Below are 21,592 nucleotides of genomic sequence, written 5' to 3' on the forward strand. Positions count from 1 at the left end.
AATAAAATGATTATTCCAAGCTTTTTTTATGGAAGGAATGCAAAATGGTAATTTTAGATCAGATGAAGGTTGAACTCTCTAATCTCAGAGGAACTCTTGATGAGGTTACGAGCTCTCTTGACCTTGATTCCAAAAAGAAAATGATAGAAGAGCTTTCTCGTGAAATGGAAGAGCCCACATTCTGGGATGATGCTGAGAAGGCTAATAAGAAGACAAGAAATCTTAAGAATATGCAGGATCTTGTTGCAGAGGTTGAAGGCCTTCACAAACAGTACGACGATATGATGGATCTCATCGACCTTCAGAATGAAGAGGGTGTTGATGATGATGATATGGCTGCAGAGATCAGATCAGAGCTTGATCAGTTTGAGGATACGCTTGAGAAAATCCGTATCAGTAATCTTTTGAACGGACCTTATGACAAATATGATGTAATCCTCAGACTCAATGCAGGTGCAGGCGGAACAGAGGCTTGCGACTGGGCGTCAATGCTTTACAGAATGTACACCAGATGGGCAGAGAGAAAGGGCTTCACAACAGAGGTTCTTGACTACCTCGATGGTGACGAAGCGGGAATTAAGTCAGTTACATTCCAGATTTCAGGAACTAATGCTTATGGACTTCTTAAGTCAGAGCACGGTGTTCACAGACTTGTTCGTATCAGTCCCTTCAATGCACAGGCTAAGAGACAGACTTCATTCGTTTCCTGTGATATCATGCCTGATATTGAGGAAGATGTAGATATCGACATCAATCCTGATGATCTTAGAATTGATACATATCGTTCAAGTGGTGCCGGCGGACAGCACATCAATAAGACATCATCTGCCGTACGTATTACACATATTCCTACAGGTGTTGTAGTTGCTTGTCAGAATGAGCGCTCACAGTTCCAGAACAAGGATAAGGCTATGCAGATGCTGAAGGCAAAGCTCTTTATTATGAAGCAGGAAGAGCAGGCAGCAAAGCTTGCAGGCATCAGAGGTGAGGTAATGGATAACGCATGGGGAAGCCAGATCCGCTCTTACGTTCTTCAGCCTTACACAATGGTTAATGATACTCGTACAGGTTTCAAGGCTTCTAACGCTGATGGTGTTCTTGACGGAGAACTTGATCCTTTCATCAATGCATATCTCAAGTGGCTCGCAACCGGTGGTAAGCCTGTGGGCGATACTGAGGAAGAATAAATTAAATAAAAAAGTTGTTGACATAGTTTACAAACTGTGTTAATCTACTCAAGGTCGTTATGACCAGCCGAAGACAGTAGGTGTCATTTGATGACGTAAGCTTAGCGCCTACCGAGGAAAAGTTTGATAAGACTTTTATGCCTCTCGTCTTCGAGAGGCTTTTTCTTTGGCGGTAAATTCTATAAGGAGGTAAAAAGATGGCAAAGGTTGATTTAAAACAGCCCATAGTAAAAGAGATTTCTGATAAGATTCAGAACGCTCAGGCACTCGTACTTGTAGATCACCGTGGTTTAACTGTTGCTGAGGACACAGAGCTTCGTAGAAAGCTTCGTGCTGAGAACGTCAGCTACAAGGTTTACAAAAATACGATGATGAACTTCGCATTCAAGGGTACAGACTTCGAGCAGCTTTCAGATCTTCTTAACGGACCTAGCGCACTTGCTATTTCCGAGACAGATCCTGCAGCTCCTGCACGTGTACTTGTTGAGTTCGCAAAGAAGGCAAAGGCACTTGAGGTCAAAGGTGGTGTGATCGAGGGCAAGCTGTATGACGCAGAAGCACTCAAGGAGATCGCAGCAATCCTTCCCAAGGATCAGTTGCTTTCCAAGTTGCTTGGTTCTATGCAGTCACCTATCGCAAACTTCGCTCGCGTTATTAAGCAGATCGCTGAGAAGAAGGAAGAGGGTGGCGAGGCAGCACCCGCAGCAGAGGCAGCTCCCGCAGAGGCTCCTGCAGCAGAGACAGCTGAGGCTCCTGCTGAAGCAGCAGCAGAGACAACAGCTGAGTAATTTTTAAATTTTGAAACAAACTAATTTTTAATGGAGGTAAATAATAATGGCAAAGTTATCCACAGCAGAGATTATCGATGCAATCAAAGAGTTATCCGTTCTTGAGCTGAACGATCTTGTAAAGGCTTGTGAGGAGGAGTTCGGCGTATCAGCAGCAGCTGGCGTTGTTGTAGCAGCAGCAGGCGGCGCAGCAGCAGGTGCTGAGGAAGAGAAGACAGAGTTCAACGTAGAGCTTACAGAGGTTGGCCCTAACAAGGTTAAGGTTATCAAGGTTGTTCGTGAGATCACAGGTCTTGGACTTAAGGAAGCAAAGGATCTCGTAGACAACGCTCCTAAGATGATCAAGGAAGGCGCTTCTAAGGAAGAGGCTGATGACATCAAGGCTAAGGTTGAGGCTGAGGGCGCTAAGGTTACTCTTAAGTAAGAAATCGCCAAACATCAAGTTTTCAGAGGGAGAGATGCGAAAGCATCTCTTCTTTTTTGCTTTATGTGGGAATTCCCACTTTGATTTATACTTGTTTAAAATAATACTTGACTTAAATTTTTGTTTGTTGTATCATGGATGATGCACTATTGTGGAGTGGTGGGCTTTTGCGCGCTTTTTTAGGTAAATGCCTTAACTACTAAATAAAAAATAAGAACGGGGTGAATGTCAATGGAAAAAAACAGATTGCATCCTAGTGGCACTGGTAAGAATGTACGTATGAGTTTCCAGCGCCAGAAGGAAGTCCTGGAGATGCCGAACCTGATCGAAGTTCAGAAGAACTCCTATCAATGGTTCCTTGACGAGGGCCTTAAAGAGGTCTTTGACGATATCTCTCCTATTGAGGATTACAGCGGTAAGCTGAGTCTTGAGTTTGTTGATTTCAAACTTTGTGAAGATGAGATTGACAAAAACAAGAACACAATCGAGAAGTGTAAAGAGAGAGATGCGACCTTTGCAGCACCGCTGAAGGTTATGGTTCGCCTTAATAATAAGGAGAGCGGAGAGATTGCAGAGCATGAGATTTTCATGGGTGATCTTCCTCTTATGACAGCAACCGGAACATTTGTTATCAACGGAGCAGAGCGTGTAATTGTCAGCCAGCTGGTACGTTCCCCCGGTATCTATTATGATATAACTCGTGATAAGATCGGTAAGAAGCTGATAGCATGTACTGTTATCCCTAACCGTGGAGCTTGGCTTGAGTATGAGACTGATTCCTATGATGTATTTTATGTAAGAGTAGACAGAACCAGAAAGGTACCGGTTACTGTTCTCATTCGTGCACTCGGAATTGGCTCTAATGAAGAGATTCTTGAACTCTTTGGCGATGAGCCCAAGATTCAGGCAAGTTTCACAAAGGATCCTTCAACTGATTATCAGAGTGGTCTTCTTGAATTATATAAGAAGATTCGTCCCGGTGAACCTCTCAGCGTAGAAAGTGCAGAGAGCCTTATCACCGCTATGTTCTTTGATGCAAGAAGATATGATCTTGCTAAGGTTGGACGTTATAAATTTAATAAGAAACTTCACTTCAAGAACAGAATTAATGGACATGTTCTTGCAGAGGATGTAATAGATGAAAACACAGGCGAGATGATCGCAGCTGCAGGTACTAAGGTTAACCGTGCACTTGCTACTGAGATTCAGAACGCAGGTATTCCTTATGTACTCATCCAGGGTGAGGAGCGTAATATCAAGGTTCTTTCTAATATGATGGTTGATATTACAAGCTTTATCGATTGTAATCCTGAAGAGCTCGGAATTACTGAGGATGTATACTATCCTGCACTCAGAGATATTCTTACAGAGTGTGCTGATAAGGATCCTGAGAGTCTTGCTGATGTTATCAGAAAGAATGTTAATGAGCTTATTCCTAAGCACATTACTAAGGAAGATATTCTTGCTTCCATTAACTATAATATGCATCTTGAAGCCGGAATCGGTCATGACGATGATATCGATCACCTTGGAAATCGTCGTATCCGTTGTGTTGGTGAGCTTTTACAGAACCAGTACAGAATCGGTCTTTCAAGACTTGAGCGTGTTGTTCGTGAGCGTATGACTACACATGATGCTGATGAGATCTCTGCACAGAGCCTTATCAACATTAAGCCTGTTCAGGCTGCAGTTAAGGAGTTCTTCGGATCTTCACAGCTGTCACAGTTCATGGATCAGAACAACCCTCTTGGTGAGCTTACTCACAAGCGTCGTCTTTCAGCACTTGGTCCCGGCGGTCTTTCACGAGACAGAGCAGGATTCGAGGTTCGAGACGTACACTATACTCACTATGGACGTATGTGCCCTATCGAGACTCCTGAAGGTCCTAACATCGGACTTATCAACTCACTTGCAAGCTACGCAAGAGTTAACCAGTATGGTTTCGTAGAGGCTCCTTATCGTAAGGTAGACCGCACAGATCCTCAGAATCCTCGTGTAACAGATGAGGTTGAGTATCTTACAGCGGATGAAGAAGATAATTACCATGTAGCTCAGGCTAACACTCCTCTTGATGAGGAAGGCCATTTCAAGAAGAACAACGCTTCCGGACGTTTCAGAGAGGAAACATCTGAGTATCCGAAGACTATGTTCGAGTACATGGACGTATCTCCGAGAATGGTATTCTCAGTAGCTACAGCACTTATTCCTTTCCTTGAGAATGACGATGCTAACCGTGCTCTTATGGGATCAAACATGCAGCGTCAGGCAGTGCCGCTTCTTACAACAGAAGCTCCTGCAGTAGGAACAGGTATGGAGCAGAAGGCAGCTGTTGACTCAGGTGTCTGCGTAGTTGCCAAGAAGGATGGTGTTATCGATTTCGTTGATAGCAAACTTATCCAGATGACATACGATGATGGTGGCAAGGAAGAGTACCATCTCATTAAGTTCCAGAGAAGTAACCAGAGTAACTGCTACAACCAGAGACCTATTGTCTTCAAGGGCGACCACGTTAAGGCTGGTCAGGTTATAGCTGATGGTCCTTCAACATATATGGGTGAGCTTGGTCTTGGTAAGAACCCTCTTATCGGATTTATGACCTGGGAAGGTTATAACTACGAGGATGCTGTTCTTCTTAGTGAGAGACTTGTTCGCGACGATGTTTTCACTTCTATTCATATTGAAGAGTATGAGGCAGAAGCTCGCGAGACAAAGCTCGGACCCGAAGAGATTACAAGAGACGTTCCCGGTGTCGGAGATGAAGCACTTAAGGATCTTGATGATCGCGGAATTATCCGTATCGGTGCTGAGGTTCGTGCAGGTGACATTCTTGTTGGTAAGGTTACTCCTAAGGGAGAGACAGAGCTTACAGCAGAAGAGAGACTCCTTCGTGCTATCTTTGGTGAGAAGGCACGTGAGGTTAGAGATACATCACTCAAGGTTCCTCATGGTGAGTACGGTATCGTAGTTGATGCTAAGGTATTCACAAGAGAGAATGGTGATGAGCTTAGCCCGGGGGTAAACCAGGCAGTTCGTATTTATATTGCACAGAAGAGAAAGATTTCAGTCGGCGATAAGATGGCTGGTCGTCACGGTAACAAGGGTGTCGTTTCCCGCGTACTTCCTATCGAGGATATGCCTTATCTTCCTAACGGTCGTCCGCTGGATATCGTGCTTAACCCTCTGGGCGTGCCTTCACGTATGAATATCGGACAGGTCCTTGAGATTCACCTTTCACTTGCTGCTAAGGCTCTTGGCTTTAACATTGCAACACCTATTTTCGATGGTGCAAACGAGAAAGATATTCAGGCAACACTTACCATGGCTAATGATTATGTAAACAGCACATGGGAAGAGTTTGAAGAGAAATATAAGGATTCTGTTGATCCTGATATTATGAAGTATCTGTATGACAACAGAGATCACAGAGAGCTTTGGAAGGGTGTTCCGATTCACACAGATGGTAAGGTACAGCTTCGTGACGGACGTACAGGAATTCCGTTCGATTCACCGACTACTATCGGACACATGCATTACCTTAAGCTTCATCACCTTGTTGATGATAAGATCCATGCTCGTTCAACCGGCCCTTACTCACTGGTTACACAGCAGCCTCTTGGTGGTAAGGCTCAGTTCGGTGGACAGCGTTTCGGAGAGATGGAAGTTTGGGCCCTCGAGGCTTATGGTGCAGCTTATACATTGCAGGAGATCCTGACTGTTAAGTCTGACGATGTAGTTGGTCGTGTTAAGACCTACGAAGCTATCATCAAGGGTGATAACATTCCTGAACCCGGAGTACCTGAATCCTTTAAGGTTCTTTTGAAGGAGCTCCAGTCACTTGGTCTGGATGTACGTGTACTTCGTGAGGATAATACAGAAGTTGAGATCATGGAGTCAGTTGATTACAGTGATTCTGACTACCGCTATGAGATTGAAGGTGAGGTAAATCGTGATTATGATCGTGAGAACCTCGCTGAGAATGGCTATCAGACACAGGCATTTGATGAAGATGGTGAGCTTGTGACTGAGGACGAAGACGGAGCAGCTTTTGAAGAAGAATTTGATGCTGCAGACGGTCTTGATGATAACTTTTAATATGCGGTAATAAAGTAACTGCAATCATGTAAACAACAGAAAAGAGGTTACGAATGTCTGATTCTACAATGAATAAAGCAATAAACGATGCTTCAAGCGGAAGAACTTCAGCAGCACCGACATATCAGCCAATGACTTTTGACGCAATTAAGATTGGTCTCGCTTCTCCCGAGAAGATCAGAGAGTGGTCACATGGAGAAGTATTAAAGCCTGAGACCATTAACTATCGTACGCTTAAGCCGGAGAGAGATGGTCTTTTCTGCGAAAAGATCTTCGGACCCACAAAGGATTGGGAGTGTCACTGCGGAAAATATAAGAAGATTCGTTACAGAGGTGTTATCTGTGACCGTTGTGGCGTTGAGGTAACTAAGAGCAGTGTTCGTCGTGAGCGTATGGGCCACATCGAGCTTGCTGCTCCTGTATCACATATTTGGTATTTCAAGGGTATCCCCAGCCGTATGGGTCTTATCCTTGATCTCTCACCCAGAGTACTTGAGAAGGTTTTATATTTCGCTTCTTATATAGTACTTGATCCCGGTGAAACTAACCTCGAGTACAAGCAGGTACTTTCTGAGAAGGAGTACCAGGATGCACGCGAAGAGTGGGGCGGAAAATTCCGTGCCGGTATCGGAGCTGAGGCTGTAAAAGAGCTTCTTATGAGCATCGATCTCGAGGCAGAGTATCAGGAACTTAAAGAGGGTCTTGATACATCAAGCGGACAGAAGAAACAGCGTATTATCAAGAGACTTGAGGTTGTTGAATCTTTCCGTGAGTCAGGAAATGATCCTTCATGGATGATCCTTGACTGTATTCCGGTTATTCCTCCGGATCTTCGTCCTATGGTTCAGCTTGATGGTGGACGTTTTGCAACATCAGATCTTAACGATCTGTATCGTCGTATCATCAACCGTAATAACCGTTTGAAGAGACTTCTTGATCTTGGTGCACCGGATATCATCGTTAGAAACGAGAAGCGTATGCTTCAAGAGGCAGTAGATGCCCTCATAGATAACGGTAGACGTGGAAGACCTGTTACAGGACCCGGTAACCGTGCACTTAAGTCACTTTCAGACATGCTTAAAGGTAAGGGTGGTCGTTTCCGTCAGAACCTTCTTGGTAAGCGTGTTGACTATTCAGGACGTTCAGTTATTGTCGTAGGTCCTGAGCTTAAGATTTATCAGTGCGGACTTCCTAAGGAAATGGCTATCGAGCTTTTCAAGCCCTTCGTTATGAAGGAACTTGTTTCCAGAGGAATCTCACAGAACATAAAGAATGCCAAGAAGCTTGTTGAGAGACTTGACGAGCAAGTATGGGATGTACTTGAGGATGTTATCAAAGAGCATCCTGTAATGCTTAACCGTGCTCCCACACTTCACAGACTTGGTATCCAGGCATTTGAGCCCATCCTCGTTGAAGGTAAAGCTATTAAGCTTCATCCTCTTGTATGTACACCTTTCAACGCCGACTTCGATGGTGACCAGATGGCTGTACACCTTCCTCTGTCAGTTGAGGCACAGGCAGAGAGCCGTTTCCTTATGCTGGCTCCTAACAATCTGCTTAAGCCTTCAGACGGTGGCCCTGTAAACGTTCCTACACAGGATATGGTACTTGGTATCTACTATCTTACACAGGAGCGTGAAGGCGCTAAGGGTGAGGGTAAGTTCTTCAAGAATATAGACGAAGCAATCCTTGCTTACGAGAATGACTACATTACTCTTCAGTCCAAGATTACTATTCGTGTGGATCGTAAGGATGAGAATGGCAACAAGATTTCCGGTCTTGTTGAGTCAACACTCGGAAGATTCCTGTTCAATGAATTCATTCCTCAGGATCTCGGATTTGTTGATCGTTCTATCGAAGAGAACAGATTTAAGCTTGAAATCGACTTCATGGTTGGTAAGAAACAGCTTAAGAAGATCGTAACTAATATGATCAATACTCATGGTACTTTTGCTACAGCAGAGGTACTTGATAAGATCAAGTCAACAGGTTATCACTATTCAACAAGAGCTGCTATGACTGTATCTATCGCAGATATGACAGTGCCTCCGCAGAAGCAGGAGATGCTGGACAAGGCTCAGGCAGTTGTTGATGAGATTGCAACAAACTACCGTCGTGGTCTTATGACAGACGAAGAGCGTTATCGTCTTGTTGTTGAGACTTGGATGGAGACAGATAAACAGCTTACTGAAGTACTTCTTAAGGGACTTGATAAGTACAACAATATCCACATGATGGCAGATTCCGGTGCCCGTGGTAGTGATCAGCAGATCAAGCAGCTCGCAGGTATGCGTGGACTTATGGCTGATACAACAGGTCGTACAATCGAACTTCCTATTAAGTCAAACTTCCGTGAAGGTCTTGACGTTCTGGAGTACTTTATGTCAGCGCATGGTGCTCGTAAGGGTCTGTCTGATACAGCGCTTCGTACAGCCGATTCCGGATACCTGACACGTCGAATGGTTGATGTATCTCAGGAGCTTATTATCCGTGAGCTTGACTGTAGCGTAGGAAAGGCTACAATCCCTGGAATTACCGTTAAGGAATTCAAGGATGGTAAGGCTATGATCGAGCCTTTAGAGGATCGTATCACCGGAAGATATACATGTGAGGATATCAAGGACAAGGATGGCAACATTATTGTTAAGAAGAATCACATAATCACCCCCAGCCGTGCTAAGAGAGTTCTTAGTGATGGTGTTAACAGTAAGGGTGAGCCGGTTACAGCTGTTAAGATTCGTACAATCCTTACATGCCGTTCACACATTGGAATCTGTGCTAAGTGCTATGGCGCTAACATGGCTACAGGTGAGCCTGTACAGGTAGGTGAGACAGTTGGTATCATCGCCGCTCAGTCAATCGGTGAGCCTGGTACACAGCTTACAATGAGAACATTCCATACCGGTGGTGTTGCCGGTGGAGATATCACACAGGGTCTTCCCCGTGTCGAAGAGCTTTTCGAGGCAAGAAAACCTAAGGGACTTGCTATTATTTCAGAGCTTGATGGTACAGCTACCATTAAGGATACAAAGAAGAAGCGTGAGGTTATCATCACAAATGATGAGACCGGAGAGTCAAAGGCATATCTCATTCCTTACGGATCCAGAATCAAGGTTATGGATAACGAACAGGTTGAGGCCGGTGACGAGCTTACAGAAGGTAGTGTAAATCCTCATGATCTTCTTAAGATCAAGGGTATCCGTGCAGTACAGGATTATCTGCTCCGCGAGGTTCAGAGAGTTTATCGTCTGCAGGGTGTTGATATCTGTGATAAGCACATCGAGGTTATTGTACGTCAGATGCTTAAGAAGGTTCGTATAGAGGAGAGCGGAGATACAAACTTCCTTCCCGGAACACTTGTTGACGTGCTCGACTTTGAGGATGACAATGAGAGACTTCTCAGCGAAGGCAAGAAGCCCGCTGAAGGTAAGCAGGTTATCCTTGGTATCACCAAGGCAGCTCTTGCTACAAACTCATTCCTGTCAGCTGCTTCATTCCAGGAGACCACAAAGGTTCTTACTGATGCAGCTATCAAGGGTAAGGTTGATCCGCTTATCGGACTTAAGGAAAATGTCATCATCGGTAAGCTGATTCCTGCAGGTACAGGTATGAAGCGTTATCGCAACACAGCTCTTAATACAGATGCTAACTTCAAGGATCCCGAGAAGCTCATCTTAAAGAAGCGCTTTGATGATGACGATGACATAATCACTGATCTCGATACTGATATAGAAGAAGTTGTTGTATCAGATGATGAGGAGTAAAACTTTTCATAATTATGAAAAGTTCATAAAATAGTGCAATTTTAATTAGATTGTGCTTGACAAGGCAAATTCAAATATTTATACTTAAAAACTGTGCGACGAGCGAGAGGGCAACTATGCCCTTTCGCTTGATGCATGTCGGTGATTACAGGTTATTTCATGTCAGGATTTAGCCTGTTTATCATAAATTGTTTTACCAATTAATACAGGAGGTGAAAGGAATGCCAACATTTAACCAGTTAGTTCGTAAAGGTCGTCAGACTTCTGAGAAGAAGTCTACAGCTCCTGCGCTTCAGAAAGGATTCAATTCTCTTCATAAGAAGGCAATTGATACTGCTTCACCGCAGAAGAGAGGCGTATGCACAGCTGTTAAGACTGCTACACCTAAGAAGCCTAACTCTGCTCTTAGAAAGATCGCCAGAGTACGTCTTTCTAACGGTATTGAGGTAACAAGCTACATTCCCGGAGAAGGTCACAACCTTCAGGAGCACAGCGTTGTTCTCATCCGTGGCGGAAGAGTTAAGGACCTGCCTGGTACAAGATATCACATTATCCGTGGAACTCTTGATACAGCAGGTGTTGCAGACCGTAAGCAGGCTCGCTCCAAGTACGGCGCTAAGAGACCTAAGGCTGCAAAATAATCTAAGTAACTATCATTACAAGATCTAATTTTTTTAATAGTGTTGGTGTTTCTTTTTTTATAAAGTAAGAAAACCGCACGTACACTAAAATTAGTGAGTACCTATGATCTATAGTAAACAGATGAAGACTGACACTCATCTGCGATTCTAAAGGAGGGAAGAACCGTGCCGCGTAAAGGACATATTGTAAAACGTGACGTATTAGCGGATCCTTTATACGATAACAAGGTTGTAACAAAGCTTATCAACACAGTTATGCTTGATGGTAAGAAGGGTGTTGCACAGAAGATCGTATACGGAGCATTCGCACAGGTAGAGGAGAAGGCTGGTAAGCCTGCTCTTGAAGTATTCGAGGGTGCTATGAACAACATCATGCCCGCTCTCGAGGTAAAAGCTAGACGTATCGGTGGTGCTACATATCAGGTGCCGATCGAGGTTCGTCCGGACAGACGTCAGGCTCTTGCACTTCGCTGGCTTGTAACATTTTCTCGTAACAGAGGCGAGAAGACCATGGTTGACAGACTTGCATCAGAGATTCTTGATGCATATGGCAACACAGGTGCATCTGTAAAGAGAAAAGAAGATATGCACAAGATGGCAGAAGCAAACAAGGCATTCTCACACTACAGATTCTAATTATAGAATTTTGGTGTCAGAAACGTCGATTATTATTAGGAGGATAAACCTTTGGCTGAAAGACAATATCCATTGGAGAGAACCAGAAACATTGGTATTATGGCTCATATCGATGCCGGTAAGACTACACTTACAGAACGTATTCTTTACTATACTGGTGTTAACTATAAGATTGGTGAGACCTATGAAGGTACTGCTACCATGGACTGGATGGAACAGGAGCAGGAGAGAGGTATCACAATCACATCTGCAGCTACAACATGCCATTGGACACTTCAGGAAAACGGAAAGGTTAAGCCCGGTGCACAGGAGCATCGTATCAACATTATCGACACTCCTGGCCACGTTGACTTTACTGTTGAGGTTGAGCGTTCACTTCGTGTACTTGATGGCGCAGTAGGCGTATTCAGTGCTAAGGAAGGCGTTGAGCCTCAGTCTGAGAACGTATGGCGTCAGGCTGATGGATTTAATGTTCCTCGTATGGCATTCATCAACAAGATGGATATCATCGGAGCAAACTATTTCGGAGCTGTTGAGCAGATCCGTAATAGACTTAAGAAAAATGCTATTATGATCGAAATCCCGATCGGAGCTGAGGATCAGTTCCAGGGTATTATCGACCTTTTTGAGATGCAGGCTTACATCTACAATGATGATAAGGGTGAAGATGTAACAATCGGAGAGATCCCTGCTGATCTTAAGGACGATGCAGAGCTTTATCGTGGTGAGCTCGTAGAGAAGATCTGCGACCTCGATGAAGATCTTATGATGAAGTACCTCGAGGGTGAGGAGCCTACAAAGGAGGAGCTTAAGGCTGCTCTTCGTAAGGCAACTTGTGAGTGCAAAGCTTTCCCTGTTTGCTGTGGTTCTGCTCATAGAAACCGTGGTATCCAGAAGCTTATCGATGCTGTTATCGAGTTCATGCCTTCACCTGTTGATATCCCTGCTTGTAAGGGTACAGACATGGATGGCAATGAGGTTGAGGTTGAGTCAACAGATGATGGCCCCTTCGCAGCTCTTGCATTCAAGATTGTCAGCGATCCTTTCGTAGGAAAGCTTGCATTCTTCCGCGTATACCGTGGTACTGCAAATTCAGGTTCTTATGTACTTAATAGTACTAAGGACAACAAGGAACGTCTTGGACGTATCCTTCAGATGCACGCTAATAAGCGTTCAGACCTTGATAAGGTTTACTCAGGTGATATCGCTGCGGCTGTTGGTCTTAAGAACACAACTACAGGTGATACACTCTGTGATGATAAGAACCCCGTAATCCTTGAGTCTATGGAGTTCCCGGATCCCGTTATCGAGCTTGCTATCGAGCCTAAGACTAAGGCTGGTCAGCAGAAGCTTGATGAAGCTCTTATGAAGCTTGCAGAAGAGGATCCTACATTCAGAGCACATACTAACCCTGAGACAGGTCAGACAATCATCGCTGGTATGGGTGAGCTTCACCTTGATATCATCGTTGACAGACTTCTTCGTGAGTACAAAGTAGAAGCTAACGTTGGTGCACCTCAGGTTGCATACAGAGAGGCTCTTCTTAATGCTTGCGATATCGAGAGTAAGTATGCTAAGCAGTCTGGTGGACGTGGTCAGTATGGTCACTGTAAAGTTCGTTTCGAGCCCATGGATGCCAACGGAGAGAACCTTTACCAGTTCGACAGCGAAGTTGTCGGCGGTTCTATTCCTAAGGAATACATCCAGCCTATCAGCGAGGGTATCGAAGAGGCTATGAAGGCAGGATCTCTTGGTGGATTCCCTGTTGTTGGTGTACATGCTACTGTATACGACGGATCATATCATGAAGTCGATTCATCAGAAATGGCATTCCACATTGCCGGATCAATGGCATTTAAGGATGCTATGGCTAAGGGCGGAATGGTTCTCCTTGAGCCCATTATGAAGGTTGAAGTTACTATGCCTGAAGAGTACATGGGTGATGTTATCGGTGACGTTAACTCACGTCGTGGACAGGTTGAAGGTATGGATGACATGGGCGGCGGCAAGATCGTTAGAGCACATGTTCCGCTTGCTGAAATGTTCGGATATGCTACAGACCTTCGTTCAAGAACACAGGGTCGTGGTAACTACTCAATGTTCTTTGAGAAGTATGCTCCTGTTCCGAAGAACATCCAGGAGAAAGTACTTTCCAACAAAAATGCTTAATAAATAAAGGGAGTGGCAACAATTTCTAATGGAATCGTGCCACAATGCCCTTGTTTATACTATTTTATGCTTGATTTCAAGCTAAAATTCTAATATAATCGGTATAGTCGGTTATTATGAGAAAAAATGTTGATGTAACATTTTTATTTAAGGAGGATATTTAAAAATGGCAAAAGCTAAGTTTGACAGAAGTAAGCCGCACGTTAACATCGGTACAATCGGACACGTTGACCATGGTAAGACAACTCTTACAGCAGCTATCACAACTGTTCTTGCAGACAGAGGTTTCAGCCCTGCTGTTGCTTTCGATCAGATCGATAAAGCACCCGAAGAGAAAGAGCGTGGAATCACTATCAACTCTGCTCACATCGAGTATGAGACAGCTAGCAGACACTACGCACACGTTGACTGCCCTGGCCACGCTGACTATGTAAAGAACATGATCACTGGTGCAGCTCAGATGGATGGTTCTATCCTCGTTGTTGCTGCTACTGATGGTGTTATGGCTCAGACAAGAGAGCACGTTCTTCTTGCTCGTCAGGTAGGTGTTCCTTACATCATCGTATTCATGAACAAGTGTGATATGGTTGACGATCCTGAACTTCTTGACCTCGTTGAGATGGAGATCAGAGACCTTCTTACAGAGTATGAGTTCCCTGGAGATGATATTCCGATCATCCGTGGTTCTGCACTTAAGGCTCTTGAGGATCCTAAGTGTGAGTGGGGCGACAAGATCATGGAGCTTATGGATACAGTTGATTCATATATTCCTGAACCTACTCGTGAGACAGATAAGCCTTTCCTTATGCCTGTTGAGGACGTATTCACAATCACAGGTCGTGGAACAGTTGCTACTGGCCGTGTAGAGAGAGGTCACCTCAATCTTAACGACGAAATCGAAATCGTTGGTATCAAGGAAGAGACAGCTAAGTCTGTATGTACTGGTATCGAGATGTTCCGTAAGACAATGGATTACTGCGAAGCTGGTGACAACGTTGGTCTTCTTCTTCGTGGTGTTGACCGTGATGGTATCCAGAGAGGTCAGTGTATCACAAAGCCCGGTTCTGTAACTTGCCACAAGAAGTTCACAGCAGAGGTTTACGTTCTTACAAAGGACGAGGGTGGACGTCATACACCTTTCTTCAACAACTACAGACCTCAGTTCTACTTCAGAACAACTGACGTTACAGGTGTTTGCAACCTTCCCGAGGGAACAGAGATGTGCATGCCTGGTGACCACGTAACAATGTCTATCGAGCTTATCCACCCCATCGCTATGGAGCAGGGTCTTAAGTTCGCTATCCGTGAGGGTGGTAGAACAGTTGGATCAGGTAAGGTTGCTACAATCGTAGAGTAATCTTTACTGAATAGGCTGACTATTAGTAATATAAAGGCTTCCGAGGATTTCCTCGGGAGCCTTTTTGCGTCTCTAAAGAAGAACTATTGTGAATGAGGAATGGTGAAGTATTTCAGCTTTTGTGCATATCTTTGTTTAATGTAAATATAGTATTTTTATTAAAATTTAATTGGATATCCTAAGATTTTTGCCAAATAATATAAATGTAGCAATATGGATATTTTTATGAGGGAAAATAAATGGATATTCATGAAAGACATATTTATGAAAGTAATCTTTTGGCATTTAGATTTGCGTGTGTAGTACAAGCTTTTGAAATGATCTCTACTGTAGTGTATGCAAGAGACAGAGTTGGTTTTATAAATACCGCTGGAATGCTGGTATTTCAGGTTATCGGGCTTATAATCACAATTGTAGCCTTTGCTGTTTACAGTAAAAGGACAAGAGGAAAATATATCCTAATGGCGGGTATGTGCTTTGGATATTTTTTCCTGATGCTTGGTATTGTGCATGTGCCGTATCTTTATGCATTCGGACTGGGACTAATGGTCCTTGTATTACTTTATAATGACAGAAGACTAACGTTAATTGTATGTGTATTTGTAGTGGCAATGAATTTTCTTTATATTCCTTTGTTCAGGACTTATTCCGAAGAGGTGGAAACCAGAATAAACAGTGTTATGACTGACGCAGTATTTTGTCTGCTTTTGGCTTTGATGGCAATATTATATGTGAGGTTAAATAGCAAACAGAATTCTGAAACGGTAGATGAAATCCAGACAGCTGCCAAGAGGCAGGAAGAGGATGCAGCAACTATGCTCAGGATTGGTGAGGAGATTGCTGCTAAACTTGTTGATGCCAATGAATCCATGGAAGCTCTTTCTGATAAAGTAATATCAAGTGCTGATTCTTCTGAACAGATTGCGGATTCTGTTACGCTGACTGCAGAGGCAATTCAGACTCAGACAGAGATGAATTCCAACATTACAAGCGCTTTGGAGGATATAGCACATCAATCACGTGCAATGAGATCAAATTCTGATGAGGTGTCGGATAACGTCAATGATGGTAACTCTCTTGTAAAACAGTTGAGAGCAAAATCTGAAGAATCCTCGACTATTAATGCTGAAACAGCAGAGATGACATCAAATCTTCAGCAGTCAGCAGGAACTGTAAAGGAAATTGTAGATACAATCTTAAGCATATCAGGACAGACTAACCTACTGGCGTTAAATGCTTCGATAGAAGCTGCAAGAGCAGGAGAAGCCGGAAAAGGCTTTGCAGTTGTTGCAGATGAGATAAGGGCTTTATCTGAACATACTAAGGAGTCTGCAGAACAGATAGCAGCGACAATTGATGACCTGATCAATAGGGTTAATACGGCATCTGACAATATGCAGCTTTGTGTAGATTCGGCTAATCAACAAAGTGAGATTATCGTTCAAACCGGTGAGAAATTTGAAACGATTCTTGAGAAGGTTACCGATTTGAATAAAAGAGCAGTTAAAATAGCAGAAAATGTCGAAGCATGTGTGGATGCTAATACAAAGGTAATGGATGCGATAAGTAATCTTTCGGCGACATCTGAAGAGGTGGCGGCATCATCGCAGTCCAGCATAGAGATTAGCAAGCAGTGTGAGCAGGATATGGAGAATACCAAAGAAATACTTCATGAAATACTAAAGATCAGTAATAGTACTAAAAAAAGAGACTGATGTTTACCTTGACAAGTCCTCGAAACAGTTGTAAATTTAATCGGTAAAGGCAAAGGCGTCTTGGAAGTGTGTTCCGAGACGCCTTTTTTCTATTTATACGATAGTAACCAGGAATTTCGAGAGCGAAATTCTATTTTAATTAATAAAAGAATAGTGAGGACGATATGGCTAGGATCAATGAGAATTATTTAAAGCTTCCCGGAAGCTATCTGTTTTCTACAATTGGTAAAAAGGTTAAGGAATATTCAGAGAATAATCCGGATGCAGAGATCATCAGACTTGGAATAGGCGATGTTACACAGCCGCTTGCTCCTGCAATTATTTCCACACTCCACAGTGCGGTTGAAGAAATGGGTGATGCAGCAAGATTTAAAGGCTATGCGCCTGACCTTGGATATGATTTCTTAAGAAATGCAATCTCAGAAAAGGATTATAAAGCACGCGGATGTGATATTAGTCCGGATGAAATATTCGTATCTGATGGAGCTAAGAGTGATTGTGGAAATATTCAGGAGATTTTCAGTACAGATAATAAGATAGCTGTATGTGACCCTGTATATCCTGTTTATGTTGACTCGAATGTAATGGCAGGAAGAACCGGTGAATATGATCCTCAGACTGAGCGTTTCCGTGATGTTATTTATATGAAGTGTACTAGGGAGAATGATTTTGCTCCTGACCTTCCCAGTGAAGTTCCGGATCTTATATATCTTTGCTTTCCGAATAATCCTACCGGAGCTGTGATGAATAAGGAAAGACTCCAGGAGTGGGTTGATTATGCGCGTAAAAACGGCTCAATAATTCTTTATGATTCAGCATATGAAGCATATATTTCTGATGATGATGTACCTCACAGCATTTATGAATGTGAAGGTGCAAAGGAATGTGCAATTGAGTTTAGGTCATTTTCAAAAACAGCCGGATTTACCGGATTAAGACTTGGATATACTGTAATACCCAAGGAAATAAAGGCAGAAGGGCAGTTACTGTGGCCTCTTTGGGCAAGAAGACATGGCACAAAGTATAACGGAGCACCTTATATTGTACAAAGGGCTGGTGAAGCTGTTTATTCCGAAGAAGGAAGAGCTCAGGTGACTGCACAGATTGCTTACTATATGGAAAATGCAAGAATAATCAAGGACGGCCTTAAGGATGCAGGATATGAGGTTTACGGTGGTGTAAATGCACCTTATATCTGGATGAGAACACCGGGCGATATGACTAGCTGGGAGTTCTTTGATCATCTGCTTGCGAAAGCAAATGTGGTTGGAACTCCGGGATCGGGATTTGGGCCTTCCGGTGAACATTATTTCAGATTGACAGCATTTGGAAACAGAGAAAATACAATAAAAGCAGTAGAGCGCTTTAAGAATCTTTGATTTTGAGAGAGAACATTAACGATACACCGATGATACAGTTCAGGCTGATACTTCGGTGTACTGTATTTTATGGAAGGGAGAGGATATGGCAAAGTACATTTTTGTAACAGGGGGAGTTGTTTCAGGACTTGGAAAAGGGATAACCGCTGCTTCGTTGGGCAGACTTTTAAAGGCAAGAGGTCTTAAGGTTGCAGCTCAGAAGCTTGATCCATATATCAATGTTGACCCTGGAACCATGAGTCCGTATCAGCATGGAGAGGTATATGTAACGGAGGATGGAGCAGAGACAGATTTGGATCTGGGACATTACGAAAGATTTATTGATGAGGATTTGAATAAGTATTCAAACCTTACATCAGGAAAAGTGTACTGGAATGTACTTAACAAGGAGAGACGCGGAGAGTATTTGGGATCTACAGTTCAGGTTATCCCTCATATAACGAATGAAATCAAAGATTTCGTTTATCGTGTGGGAAGAGAATCTGATGCGGATATCGTTATAACAGAGATTGGTGGAACAATCGGTGATATCGAGTCTCAGCCATTCCTAGAGGCGGTCAGACAGATATCTCTTGAAGTAGGCAGAGAAAACAGTCTTTTCATACATGTTACTCTCGTGCCTTATCTGCATGGTTCCGAGGAACATAAATCCAAGCCCACACAGCATTCTGTAAAGGAACTTCAGGGAATGGGCATAAATCCGGATATTATTGTTCTTAGATGTGATGAGCCCCTCGAGGAGAGTATTTTCCAGAAAATATCACTGTTTTGTAATGTTAAGCAGGACTGCGTAATTGAAAACCGCACTCTTGGAAGTCTCTACGAGGCACCACTTATGCTTGAACAGTCAAATTTCTCAGGCGTTGTATGCCGTGAGCTTGGCCTTGATGTTCCTGAACCGGAGCTTGATGAGTGGAAACAGATGGTCAGCATGATTAAGAACAGGAACAAGGAAGTTAACATTGGACTTGTTGGAAAATATGTAAAGCTTCATGATGCATATCTGTCTGTTGCGGAGGCACTTACTCATGCCGGATTTGCATGTAATGCGCATGTAAATATTTCTTGGATTGATTCAGAGGAACTCGATGACAGTAATTATGAGGAAAAGCTGAAGAATATAGATGGTATTATTGTACCCGGTGGCTTTGGAGACAGAGGAATAGGTGGAATGATCCTTGCAGCTAAGTATGCAAGAACCCACAATGTACCGTACTTTGGTATTTGTCTTGGAATGCAGATTGCAGTTATTGAGTTTGCCAGAAATGTTGCAGGTATTGAAGATGCCTGCTCGGGAGAATTTCAGCATGCATCAGAGCATAAGGTTATTGATTTTATGCCGGGACAGTCTGATGAGGTTGATAAGGGTGGTACGCTTCGTCTTGGAAGCTATCCCTGCTGCATTGTAGCCGGAACCCTGATGGAGAAATGTTATAAGGAGAGCCTTATAAACGAAAGACATCGCCACAGATACGAGTTCAATAATGATTATAGAGAGATTCTCGCGGGAGCAGGACTTTGCCTTTCCGGTTTTTCGCCGGATGAGAAGCTTGTTGAGACTGTGGAGATAAAGAATCATCCTTTCTATATCGGAGTTCAGTATCACCCTGAATTTAAGTCAAGACCTAACAGGCCACATCCTATCTTCAGAGAATTTATCAGAGCTTCACTTGAAGAAAAGTAAATATCTTGAAAAAAGCTTATCACTTTAATATAATTATTTTAACTATTTATCGTGATTCGCTTTTGGAGATATATATGGAAACTCATATTAGACAAAAAGAACATGAATCTGCGGAATCCTATATACTGCGCGCCGGTGCATTTGAACAGGAAGGCAGTAGCGTAGATGAGTATGCTGTTTTAATAGAGGGGCTCAGAGCTCACTATGATAATTATGAGTTGTATTTTATGCTTGGTCTGTATTACAGATATCGTAATGCAGATCAGGCATTTTTGTGCTTTGAAAACGCTATCAGGTACTGCGAAGAGCCGGAGGATGAGAAGATTATCCGTGATGCCATGGATGGCCTAAGAGATAGAGCGAGGGTTCGCGGAACGTCAATTGTGATAGTTTCCTACAATGATCTCGAACTATGCAGAGAATGCATCAGGTCAATCAGGAGATATACAAGTGAGGACCGCACGGAAATCATTGTTGTTGATAACGCTTCAACTGATGAGGAATTGCTTAGGTTCTTAAGAGAACAGAACGAAAAAAGTAAGGGCTTCAAACTGATAGAAAATAAGAAAAACGAAGGGTTTCCGGCAGGATGTAACGAGGGACTTGACGCTGCTAATCCGGATAATGATGTATTTTTCCTGAATAATGATGCTATTTTAATGCCTAATGCACTGTTCTGGCTGAAGATGGGGTTGTATGCGGATAAAAGAAATGGGGCTGCAGGTGCGGTGACAAATTGTGCGCCTTCACAGGAGGTCTCCATGGAATCACTTTCGCCGTACATGCAAAAAGCGCCTATGGACGAGGCCAGACCCCTATTTAGTATCAACGACGGAACGAAAGAAAAAAGATGGTGGAGAACGATCAGTCTTGATTCAGCGCTGGAGACGGCCAAAAGCTATGCCAAAGACCACAATGTACCTATGTGGAATCCCTATGAAGTCAGATGCAGACTTACAGGATTTGCGGTTCTTATGAGAAGAGAAGCAGTTAATGATGTAATAATGATGGGACGTGAGGCCGGCTTTGAGGGAAACAAGGCAAATCTTTTTGATGAGCGCTTTTCTCCGGGATACTTTGAAGATGATGATCTCGGCATTCGTCTTTGCCTTGGAGGCTGGAGGCAGATATTATGCCATAACGCTTTTATTTATCATCATGGCGGGGATGGTTTTGCTGAAAAGAATGATGCAATGGAGGTTTCCAGAGGAAAATTCAAAGAAAAATGGGGTTTTGATATCTGGAATTACATTCTTTTTGAAGATGAGAAGATGACTGCTCTTATGAATGCTATCTCTGAAGGGGATAAGAGAACGAAGCTTATTGCCGGTAAAGGAAAAGGTGAAAGCGAAGGCCTGATAGGAGAGAGTTCTTCTGAAGTTGATAATCCTGCAGGGAGACTAAAGCTTTATAACAGAGTTTTAAGAATACTTGATATTTGTGCCGGAATGGGTACGACGCTTTCTGCTATAAAATATCAGATGCCGGACAGTTTTACTGCGGGAATCACAAATGTTGACGTATTCGCAGGTCTGTCAAAGTATATGGCGGATGATATGATATCGGGAGATCCTGAATTGGTCACTTTTCCATGGCCCGAGCATAGCTTTGACTATATTATTGTGGGAGATGCAGCGACGTCAGCGGCAGATCCTGAGGGCCTGCTTAGGAAACTTAAAACATACTTAAAAGATGATGGCCAAATAGTTAACGTAATCTAGGAAACCGTATTTTTTCTAATACAAAATAGCGAAAA

13 protein-coding genes and 1 other annotated feature are annotated in these 21,592 nt (G+C 43.3%); all 13 genes read left to right on the forward strand.

The annotated features are described in order from the left end of the window. The first annotated feature begins 44 nt into the window (after positions 1 to 44). The 13 genes from prfB to G586_RS0101950 all read left to right on the forward strand — a co-directional run bounded on the left by prfB (position 45) and on the right by G586_RS0101950 (position 21,557). Positions 45 to 1,187 (forward strand): peptide chain release factor 2, encoded by a 1,143-nt coding sequence (prfB, locus tag G586_RS0101890; RefSeq protein ID WP_026526329.1) that lies wholly within the window; start codon positions 45 to 47, stop codon positions 1,185 to 1,187. A gap of 49 nt (positions 1,188 to 1,236) precedes the next feature. Continuing rightward, positions 1,237 to 1,361, forward strand: a sequence feature (ribosomal protein L10 leader region). Positions 1,362 to 1,384: 23 nt separating this feature from the next. Beyond that, a complete protein-coding gene (rplJ, locus tag G586_RS0101895) occupies positions 1,385 to 1,975 on the forward strand; it encodes a 50S ribosomal protein L10 (protein WP_026526330.1) in 591 nt (196 codons plus the stop codon). Between the two features lie 46 nt (positions 1,976 to 2,021). After that, positions 2,022 to 2,399 carry a 50S ribosomal protein L7/L12 gene (gene rplL / locus G586_RS0101900; protein ID WP_026526331.1) on the forward strand — a complete coding sequence of 126 codons (378 nt, stop codon included), beginning with the start codon at positions 2,022 to 2,024 and terminating at the stop codon, positions 2,397 to 2,399. Between the two features lie 231 nt (positions 2,400 to 2,630). Beyond that, the gene (gene rpoB, locus G586_RS0101905; RefSeq protein ID WP_026526332.1) at positions 2,631 to 6,491 is read left to right on the forward strand and encodes a DNA-directed RNA polymerase subunit beta; all 3,861 of its coding nucleotides are present in this window, start codon (positions 2,631 to 2,633) and stop codon (positions 6,489 to 6,491) included. Positions 6,492 to 6,559: 68 nt separating this feature from the next. Next, positions 6,560 to 10,255 carry a DNA-directed RNA polymerase subunit beta' gene (gene rpoC, locus G586_RS0101910; protein WP_051204450.1) on the forward strand — a complete coding sequence of 1,232 codons (3,696 nt, stop codon included), beginning with the start codon at positions 6,560 to 6,562 and terminating at the stop codon, positions 10,253 to 10,255. 221 nt (positions 10,256 to 10,476) lie between these two features. Beyond that, positions 10,477 to 10,896 (forward strand): 30S ribosomal protein S12, encoded by a 420-nt coding sequence (gene rpsL, locus G586_RS0101915; protein ID WP_026493590.1) that lies wholly within the window; start codon positions 10,477 to 10,479, stop codon positions 10,894 to 10,896. A gap of 165 nt (positions 10,897 to 11,061) precedes the next feature. Then, the gene (gene rpsG / locus G586_RS0101920) at positions 11,062 to 11,532 is read left to right on the forward strand and encodes a 30S ribosomal protein S7 (protein ID WP_026526334.1); all 471 of its coding nucleotides are present in this window, start codon (positions 11,062 to 11,064) and stop codon (positions 11,530 to 11,532) included. A 51-nt stretch (positions 11,533 to 11,583) separates the two neighbouring features. Then, on the forward strand, positions 11,584 to 13,701 hold the full coding sequence (gene fusA, locus G586_RS0101925) for an elongation factor G (RefSeq protein ID WP_026526335.1): 2,118 nt from the start codon (positions 11,584 to 11,586) through the stop codon (positions 13,699 to 13,701). Positions 13,702 to 13,867: 166 nt separating this feature from the next. Beyond that, complete coding sequence (gene tuf, locus G586_RS0101930) at positions 13,868 to 15,058, forward strand: elongation factor Tu (protein WP_026525924.1); 1,191 nt, start codon at positions 13,868 to 13,870, stop codon at positions 15,056 to 15,058. Between the two features lie 239 nt (positions 15,059 to 15,297). Beyond that, positions 15,298 to 16,773 carry a methyl-accepting chemotaxis protein gene (locus G586_RS0101935; RefSeq protein WP_026526336.1) on the forward strand — a complete coding sequence of 492 codons (1,476 nt, stop codon included), beginning with the start codon at positions 15,298 to 15,300 and terminating at the stop codon, positions 16,771 to 16,773. A 164-nt stretch (positions 16,774 to 16,937) separates the two neighbouring features. Further along, positions 16,938 to 18,152, forward strand: a complete 1,215-nt coding sequence (locus G586_RS0101940; RefSeq protein ID WP_026526337.1) for an LL-diaminopimelate aminotransferase — start codon at positions 16,938 to 16,940, stop codon at positions 18,150 to 18,152. Between the two features lie 85 nt (positions 18,153 to 18,237). Continuing rightward, positions 18,238 to 19,836, forward strand: a complete 1,599-nt coding sequence (locus G586_RS0101945; RefSeq protein ID WP_026526338.1) for a CTP synthase — start codon at positions 18,238 to 18,240, stop codon at positions 19,834 to 19,836. Between the two features lie 74 nt (positions 19,837 to 19,910). Then, on the forward strand, positions 19,911 to 21,557 hold the full coding sequence (locus tag G586_RS0101950; protein WP_026526339.1) for a glycosyltransferase: 1,647 nt from the start codon (positions 19,911 to 19,913) through the stop codon (positions 21,555 to 21,557). Positions 21,558 to 21,592: the final 35 nt, after the last annotated feature.

This window comes from Butyrivibrio sp. VCD2006, from assembly GCF_000423925.1.
Classification (GTDB): Bacteria; Bacillota; Clostridia; order Lachnospirales; family Lachnospiraceae; genus Butyrivibrio.